Origin of the sequence: Flavobacterium sp., assembly GCF_003525665.1 — a bacterium.
Lineage (GTDB): Bacteria > Bacteroidota > Bacteroidia > Flavobacteriales > Flavobacteriaceae > Flavobacterium.
Genome location: NZ_DQDX01000069.1, coordinates 483 through 9,645, shown reverse-complemented (window position 1 = coordinate 9,645; position 9,163 = coordinate 483). Strand labels below are relative to the sequence as shown.

The following is a 9,163-nucleotide window of genomic DNA, read 5'->3' as shown; positions in this document are numbered from 1 at the left end:
TATAGAGAATAGAATATAGAATAGAGAAAAGAGAACAAATATATCGAAAAATCTATTCTTTATATTCTATTCTCTTTTTCTTTTATTTGTTATAATTTCGCAATATGTACCGATAAATCGATTAATTTGCTTGAATATCCATATTCATTATCATACCAAGAAACGATTTTGAAAAAAGTAGAATTCAATCCGATTCCAGCTTTAGCATCAACGATAGAAGTTCTTGAATCTGAAATAAAATCTTGAGAAACCACATCATCTTCTGTAAATCCAAGAATTCCTTTCATTTCATTTTCTGATGCCTTTTTCAAAACCGACATAATTTCTTCGTAAGAAGTTTCTTTTGACAATTTCACAGTTAAATCTACAACAGAAACATCAACTGTAGGAACACGGAATGACATACCTGTTAATTTTCCGTTCAAAGCTGGAATTACTTTTCCAACCGCTTTAGCAGCACCTGTAGAAGATGGAATAATATTTACACTAGCAGCACGTCCGCCTCTCCAGTCTTTTCTTGAAGGACCATCTGCTGTTAATTGTGTTGCAGTAGTAGCGTGCACTGTTGTCATCAATCCTTCTACAATTCCGAAATTATCATTGATAACTTTTGCTAATGGAGCCAAACAGTTTGTAGTACAAGAAGCATTAGAAACAATTGTGTCTGTAGCTTTTGCTTCTGTATGATTTACACCCATAACAAACATTGTAGCGTCTGCTGATGGAGCTGAAATCACTACTTTTTTAGCACCACCTTCGATGTGATATTGAGCCGTTTCTAAAGTTGTGAAAATACCTGTGCATTCTGCAACTACATCAACATCAACATCTTTATCATCCCATTTGATTTGTTTTGGATCTTTTTCAGCAGTTACTCTGATGAATTTATCGTTTACATAAAGTTTTCCGTCGTTAACTTCTACTTTTCCTGCAAAACGACCGTGAACTGAATCGTATTTCAATAAATAAGCCAAATGATCTACATCTAATAAATCATTAATAGCTACTACTTCTACATTATCTCTATTGAATGTTTCTCTAAAAACTATTCTTCCAATTCTTCCGAATCCGTTTATTCCTAATTTTACTTTTGACATTTTTGTTTTTTTATTTATTGTTTATTGTTTATCGTTCATGGTTGTTGGTTACTAATTAATTGCAAAGACAACCAACTAAAAACCATTAACTATAAACTTTTTATGTTGTCATTATATCTGACACTCTTAATAATTCTCTATCAATCTCTGAATGACCTTTAATGGCTTGTTCTAATGGAGTAAGTGCTACTTTATCGTTTAAAATTCCGACCATAAAGTTTGATTTTCCTTCAAGAATAGATTCTACAGCTTTCACTCCTAGTCTACTGGCAAGAACTCTATCGTAACAAGATGGCGAACCACCACGTTGCATGTGACCAAGAACTGAAACACGAATATCATATTCTGGGAAATTTTCTTCGATGTAATCTTTTAGTTCAAATACGTTCTTCCCTATTTTATCACCTTCGGCAATTACTACAATACTTGATGATTTTCCCGATGCTTTACTTTTACGTAGTGATTCTAAAAGGCGTTCTAAACCTAAATCTTCTTCTGGAATAAGAATTTCTTCGGCTCCAGCTCCAATTCCGGCATTTAATGCAATATGACCTGCATCTCTTCCCATAACTTCTACCAAGAAAAGTCGGTTGTGCGAACTTGCAGTATCTCTAATTTTATCAATACAATCTACTACAGTATTTAATGCAGTATCAAATCCTAATGTGTGGCTTGTCCCAAAAATATCATTATCAATTGTACCCGGAATTCCCATAACAGGATAACCAAATTCGTTATTGAAAACTTCGGCTCCAGTAAAACTACCATCACCACCAATAACTACTAATGCATCTATTCCAGCTTCAACAAGATTTTCGTGTGCTTTTTTACGACCTTCAACGGTCATGAACTCTTTAGATCGAGCCGATTTTAATATTGTTCCACCTTTGTTTACTATATTGTTTACAGAACGCGGACCCATTTCTTTAAAATCACCTTCAATCATACCTTGATAACCTCTGTAAATCCCGACGCATTCAATGTTATGATACGCACAAGTTCTAACAACAGATCTAATAGCTGCATTCATACCTGGAGAATCTCCACCAGAAGTAAGTACACCTATTTTTTTTATCGTTTTTGACATATTTTTATGTTTTAAAATGTAAATTTAGCAAAGAATAAGCACATAAAATGTATGATTTTTACTGATTTGATAAAATCAATGAAATTCAAACGTTTTCGTTGATAAGTTTCTAATTTGTTAAAAAGAAATAATTCAGAATTATCCAGTAGTTTGATAATTCTAGTCTTCGTGAGGGATTGCCTCTCTATTTGGAGTAAGATTTTGTTCGGGTTTCTTTTTTCCGTCTTTATTATTATCCATTTGGATGTAGTCTGGCAATGGCGAAGAATCATCGACTTCTACATTGGCTTTTTTCTCTATTTCGACTTTCTTTTTGGTCAAAATTTTTCTAATTAATTCACTAAAAGTATCAAAATCAACTTCATAGTTCATTCCAATTCCTTGGGTATATCCAACGCCTTGACCAATATAATTGATGTCGTTTTCACGATTAAATACTCTTAGATTTAATGTTCCGTCATCGTTTACTCTATATTGTAATTCAAAATTACCTACAACAGCTGTTTGAGAAATTCCTCCTGTTGGCACACCAACTTTTCCGTTTAATGTTATTCTTTCGTTTATTTTTGTTGAAAGCGAAACTCCAAAACGTCCATCAGATTCATAGCCTGGCGTATTATCGGCTTGAACGTAATCAAAACCTAATTGCAATTTTCCACCATCTTCATTAAATAAATCACTGAATAATACGCCTGCTTTTTCAAAAAGATTGTTGGTTAATTGCGACTGACTTAATCCGTCTTGACTTAAAAATCCGCCAGTAGAAAGTAAATACAATGCTTGCGTTTGACGAGTATCTTTATCGTCGAGTTTGGTCTGAATTTCAGATTTCATTACCGACGAAAGTGTTGGGAAATTGATGTTAAAATCGGGTTCTGGATTTTTTATTGTTCCTTTTACACCAATAGAAACCTCTACATCCATTTTTCTATTAAAGGAAGCATTTTCTATTAAAACTGCTGGATTGGCTTGCGTTTTGTAAACTGCTTCAAGGTCTAAAACCGCTCTAAACGGATCACCATCCCAAACAATATTGCTGTTTGGTTTTACTTGAAGTGTTTTATCGATTAAACCACCGTATTTAAAATTATACGAACCTTTGTCAACTACAAAATCACCTTTCATTATAAATTTACCCAAAGTATTAATTCTAAAAAGTAATATTCCTTGTCCACTGCCTTTCATACCATGACCTGAATCTCGGTCTAAAATCACTTCAATATTGGCGACAGGTGTAATATTGAAATCGAAATTCATTTCTAATCCATTATAATTTTTTTGTTTTATTACTCTACCTGAGATTTTATTGAATTTTTCTGCTTCTGTAACAAAATGAATGTATTCACTATCTCCAACAGCTGCTGCATCGTTTATGGGAATTTTTATATCTGTTCCTGCCTCAGATTCTGCCGAAACATTTATAACTAAACCATCGGTTGGACCAGAAATTTCGGCACTTCCGTTGATAAATGCTGTTCCGTAATAAGCTGCATCTTCACTATCTTTAGTATCTAAAGCGAGTAATCTATTAGAATCGATATTGAGATCCAATTCCCAAGCGCCAAACTGTTTGTGTTTTATGAAACCTTGCAGATTACCTTCGGTGTCAAATTTAGAATCGATGATTTTCGTTTTCTGAATGATGAATTTATCTCTGGTAACATCTACAATTGTATTTGAAATGATATTAAAATCCACATTTAAATACGGAATTGTTAATCCGGCATCATCAACAAAAAGACGTCCGTTGTAGTCTATATTATTGATATTTCCATCAATTCTTGCATTTCCAGAAGCAAAACCTCTAATATTTTTAATGACATCACCTCCAAGATTACTTAAAACTCCAAGATTGAATTTTTGAAATTTTAAATCTAAATCTAAAATCGTTTCCTTGTTTACAATTGCTAAACTTCCATCGGCATTGAAAGAATCAAAATTTTCATTTTCAATAACTGAATTTATATTGAATTTAGAAAAATTGGTATCGCCTTCAATATTCAAACTCATATTGCCCAATTCGTTATCATTGACAAATAAGTTGGAAATCTCTAAAGATGCAGTTGGTTGATACACATCATTAGTCTGCTTGAGAAATACTTCACCATTTACATTTCCATCAAATTTAAATTTGGCAACATCGGGTGTGATTTTATTTAAATTTACATCATGAAAAGTGAGTTCTAAATCTTTATTTTGAGTTCCGTTAATGAATCCATTGAGTTTAAGTGACTGATCACCATTAGAAACAATAATGTCCTCAAATGTAAAATTCTTTAAATCTTTGTCAAAAACGATTTTATTTTTATCATTTTCTTGTTCGTTTAAATACCACATAAAATCCTTAAACATCATCTCTGATTTGCTAAAACCAACTATGTTTTTATTGTCACTATTTATGGTATGGTACAAGTTTAGGTTGTAATAATCGTTACCTTTTTCACCACCTTTAAATTCGGTTCTAAAACTCAAAGTATCCTTCGAAGTAACGTTAATCAATGAAAAATCTCTGATTTTATAATACTTAGATTTTATACTATCCATTTGAACATAAGTATTGTACAGCGGATTTTTATTGTCAATTTCTACTTTTACTTTATCCAAATCAATATTAAATGCTCTTATGGAATCACTTTCGAAATTAAATTTAAAGTCATTTTTATCTGAATTTATACTTCCAAACATAATAGAATTTGGAGCAATGGTAACCTCTGGACTAAGAATTTCGATCAGTTTATTGAAATCTTTGAAATTAAATTTCATGTATTGATTACTTCTAACTTGGTTAGGTCGGTAATTGGTATATAAACTTCCAAGCGAATTTTGAAGCATTTTTGGAACTTGATTCAAATCGAATTTTCCAACTACTTCTCCATCAATTCCATCAGGAGATTTTAAGGTTATTCTTCGTTCATTATTATCATCAAATGAAGAATTAATTAACAAAGAATCAAAGAAATACAATTCCTTTTTATTTTGATAAGAAGCATTATTTAGAGCAATTTCGCCTTTTAGATCGTTAATTGAAGTGCCTCGAACTTTCATCACAATATCACCTCTAAAAACAGCGATGGAATCTTTAGTAAAGTTTAATTTGTTGAGGTTTATATAATCTACTTTTGCATTAAAATCATAGACACTTTCTCGTTTACTTAAATCTACAACACCATCAAAATCTAAAAATATATTTGGATCATTGACGTTGACTTTTCCTTTAAAATAAGGCTTCTTAAAACTTCCGTCAGCAATAATATTTTTATAATTGTACCCATTATAATAAACCGACCCGACTTCTCCAGAGAATTTTGTGTCTAAATATTTTTCGTTAAATCCTTTTCCATCAACATCAACATTCATGGTAACTTTTCCAAGATCACTTCTTCCAATAAAGGTTCCTAAATCGAAATTATTTAAAAGTATGGTTCCCGAATAGGATGCGTTATCGATATTGTCCAAATTTGTCATTACCAATTGTGACGTAACGTTGCCCAATTTTGTGTCTAAAATAAAATCGGCATCAATTGATTTTGTTGTGATTTCGGCATCACCTACAAGATTAAATTTACCAAATTTCTTTAATGAACTTGGCAGTTTTTTTCCTAAAACATTTGGTAAAAGAGCTGTCAAATCATCATAACTTGACGCTATTTTATCAAAAGAACCTTTCATGTAGAATTCACCTTTTCCGGCTTTTGCAAATAAATTTCTAAAGTTTACATCTCCTTTTATCTCCGATTTATTGGAATCGATTAATTGTAGATTTTTTGCTGTAAAATTATTTAGCGTTCCATCAATTTTCCCTTTCAAAGAAAACACTTTGTTTTTTCCTAATTCGTCGTAGAAATAACGAATATCGTTGGAGGCAATTTTAGCCGAATCGGTTTTTACATCAAAAATTACTTTGTTATTGAAATCGGCAAAATCTTTTCGGTCATATTTCAAAATTACTTCTCCGGAAAAATTGGATTCCTTGGTATTAAAAACCAATTCCTCTAAACGAATATTTTTCTTGGTATAAGTGAAATTAGATTTTAGATTTTCTACAAAAAGTCCGCGATGATCTCTAAACGACATTTTTTCAATACTCGTAGTCACATCTGGACCGTAAATTTTAAAGTTGGTAATGGTAGCGTTCAATTCAGTAAAATCAACATCTTTCGGATTGGCACGATTTTCATCAATTAGGATAAATCTACTATTGGTAAGCGTAACTTTCTCTGAAGTCATTAAGAACTTTTTACCCGATGATTTTTTACCATCGTCAAAAGCGGCAATAAATTTATCAAGGTTAGTATCTCTTTCGCCTTTGTAGGTTTTGATGTTGAGTGTTAAATCATCGGCATTAATTTTTCCGAAAAGCAAATCGCCATCTAGCAGTTTTTTTACATTTAAAATACTAGTATTAATTCGTTTAGCATAAATTAAAGTATCTTTTCGAACATCTTTAACCATTACTTTTTTCAGCTGAACATCACCAAAAATGGTTATTTCTACTTGTTCAACATTGATATCGGTTCCGTATTGTTCGTTAATATCGTTAGTTACATAATTGGCAATTTTTGTTTGAACAACAGGCAAAGAAAGCGCAATACCAAGCGTTAACAAAAGAAGAATTAGTACAAGAAGTGTACGTAAAACTATCTTTCTAAATTTTTTAAAACGTGTATTTGCTTTTTTTTCTTCCAAAATTTAATTGAGTATGAATAACAAACCTAAAATGGTTATTTTTGCACACGTTGTAAAAATAATCGTTTTATGGCGGTTTATCAAATTTAATTCAAAAATTGTGCCCAATGTCTTACAAAGATGTTTTTATTCTAGCTATAGAAAGTTCTTGCGATGATACTGCCGCTGCTGTTTTACAAAACGACAAAGTATTGTCTAATGTTGTTGCTGGACAAAAAATCCATGAGGAATATGGTGGTGTTGTTCCGGAATTGGCTTCACGTGCGCATCAGCAAAACATTGTACCTGTGATAGATATGGCTTTAAAAAAAGCAAATGTTGATAAAAGTCAACTAAGCGCCATTGCCTTTACTCAAGGTCCAGGATTAATGGGTTCGCTATTGGTTGGAACTTCATTTGCCAAATCTTTATCGATGGCTTTGAATATTCCGTTGATAGCTGTAAACCATATGCATGCTCACATTTTGGCACATTTTATTGATGAAGAAGGATTTGATAAACCCGAATTTCCATTTTTAGCATTGACAATTTCTGGTGGACATACTCAAATTGTAAAAGTAAATGACTTTTTTAACATGGAAATCATAGGCGAAACTACCGATGATGCCGTTGGAGAAGCCTTTGATAAATCGGCTAAAATAATGGGATTGCCTTATCCTGGCGGACCATTAATTGATAAATTTGCTAAAGAAGGAAACCCAAAAGCGTATCAATTCACTAAGCCAAAAGTTACTGGATTGAATTTTAGTTTCTCTGGATTGAAAACCCAAATTTTATATTTCATTCAGAAAAATGTTGCTGAAAATGCCAATTTCATCGAAGAAAATAAAGCCGATATTTGTGCTTCCATTCAACATACCATTATTGAAATTTTAATGGAAAAATTAAAAATGGCTGTTGCCGAAACAGGTATTAAACAAATTGCAATTGGCGGTGGTGTTTCTGCAAATTCTGGAATTAGACAAACATTAAAAGATGCAGAAAATAAGTACGGATGGAAAACATTTGTACCTAAATTTGAATACACAACAGACAACGCTGCGATGATTGGAATTGTAGGTTATCAAAAATATTTAAGTCAAAAATTTAATGATGCTTCTGTTGTTTCAAAAGCACGAATAGAATTCTAAAAACCATGCAATTATTCTTTAATTCTACCATAAGTGAAACCCAAACTTCTTTTGTTTTTGACAAAGAAGAGAGTAAACACATCATTAAAGTATTACGTAAGAAAGAAAGTGATATATTATTTGTAACTAATGGATTAGGATATTTATTTAAAACTGAAATTGCATTAGCATCTGATTCAAAATGTACAGTAAACATTCTATCATTTGAAAAGCAAGACAAACCAAAATTCAATTTGCATTTAGTTGTTGCTCCAACCAAAATGAACGAACGCTACGAATGGTTTTTAGAGAAAGCTACCGAAATTGGAGTTCAAGAAATCACGCCCATTATTTGTGAACATTCGGAAAGAAAAATCATTAAAACCGATCGATTTCAAAAGATAATTGAATCGGCCATGAAGCAATCTTTACATTATTATTTACCAAAATTAAACGAACCTACACTATACAAAGACTTTATAAAAAAAAATGAAATTACCGGACAAAAATTCATTGCACATTGTGAAGAAACCGATAAAAAATCATTGAAAAACGAATTAAAAACCACTACCGATTGCACTATTTTAATTGGACCAGAAGGCGATTTTTCTGTTAAAGAAATCCAATTGGCTTTGGACAATAAATATATTCCTGTATCTTTGGGAAACACTCGATTGAGAACAGAAACAGCAGCAGTTGTTGCTTGTCATAGTGTAGTTTATGCAAATGAATAATTTTATGAAGAAGCTTTTAGGTTTACTTATTTTACTTTCCTTCTCTGGATTTTCTCAAGAAATTGCACTATTAAAGTACAATGGTGGTGGCGATTGGTATGCAAATCCTACTTCTCTACCCAATCTTATTAAATATAGTAATCAAAGTATCAACACTAGAATAAAAGCAAAACCAGCAACGGTTGAACCAAGTAGTCCCGATTTGTTTTCGTATCCATTTGTGCACATGACCGGTCATGGAAATGTGGTTTTTAGTGATTCTGATATTTCCAATTTAAGAAATTACATGCTTTCTGGCGGATTTCTTCACATAGATGATAATTATGGCATGGATGAATTTATTAGAAAAGAAATAAAGAAAATATTTCCCAATAACAATTTAGTCGAAATTCCTGCTAACCATAAAATTTTTCAAACTCCAAATGTTTTTGCTGGTGGATTACCTAAAAT

General features: G+C 31.9%; 6 protein-coding genes. 3 read left to right on the top strand and 3 right to left on the bottom strand.

The annotated features are described in order from the left end of the window. Nucleotides 1–89: 89 nt before the first annotated feature. The 3 genes from gap to DIU01_RS04880 form a co-directional block, all read right to left on the bottom strand. Nucleotides 90–1,097 (bottom strand): type I glyceraldehyde-3-phosphate dehydrogenase, encoded by a 1,008-nt coding sequence (gap, locus tag DIU01_RS04890; protein ID WP_290832121.1) that lies wholly within the window; start codon nucleotides 1,095–1,097, stop codon nucleotides 90–92. 100 nt (nucleotides 1,098–1,197) lie between these two features. Continuing rightward, nucleotides 1,198–2,184: a 6-phosphofructokinase gene (pfkA, locus tag DIU01_RS04885; protein WP_290832120.1), complete on the bottom strand. Its 987-nt coding sequence runs from the start codon at nucleotides 2,182–2,184 to the stop codon at nucleotides 1,198–1,200. A gap of 159 nt (nucleotides 2,185–2,343) precedes the next feature. Further along, complete coding sequence (locus tag DIU01_RS04880; RefSeq protein ID WP_290832119.1) at nucleotides 2,344–6,870, bottom strand: translocation/assembly module TamB domain-containing protein; 4,527 nt, start codon at nucleotides 6,868–6,870, stop codon at nucleotides 2,344–2,346. Nucleotides 6,871–6,977: 107 nt separating this feature from the next. Between DIU01_RS04880 and tsaD the strand changes: the two genes are divergently transcribed. From tsaD to DIU01_RS04865, 3 genes are all read left to right on the top strand, one after another. Next, the gene (tsaD, locus tag DIU01_RS04875; RefSeq protein WP_290832118.1) at nucleotides 6,978–8,000 is read left to right on the top strand and encodes a tRNA (adenosine(37)-N6)-threonylcarbamoyltransferase complex transferase subunit TsaD; all 1,023 of its coding nucleotides are present in this window, start codon (nucleotides 6,978–6,980) and stop codon (nucleotides 7,998–8,000) included. 5 nt (nucleotides 8,001–8,005) lie between these two features. After that, nucleotides 8,006–8,713, top strand: coding sequence for a 16S rRNA (uracil(1498)-N(3))-methyltransferase (locus DIU01_RS04870; protein WP_290832117.1), 708 nt, complete (start codon nucleotides 8,006–8,008; stop codon nucleotides 8,711–8,713). A gap of 4 nt (nucleotides 8,714–8,717) precedes the next feature. After that, nucleotides 8,718–9,163: DUF4159 domain-containing protein (locus DIU01_RS04865; protein WP_290832116.1), on the top strand; the 446-nt coding region annotated here is incomplete at its 3' end.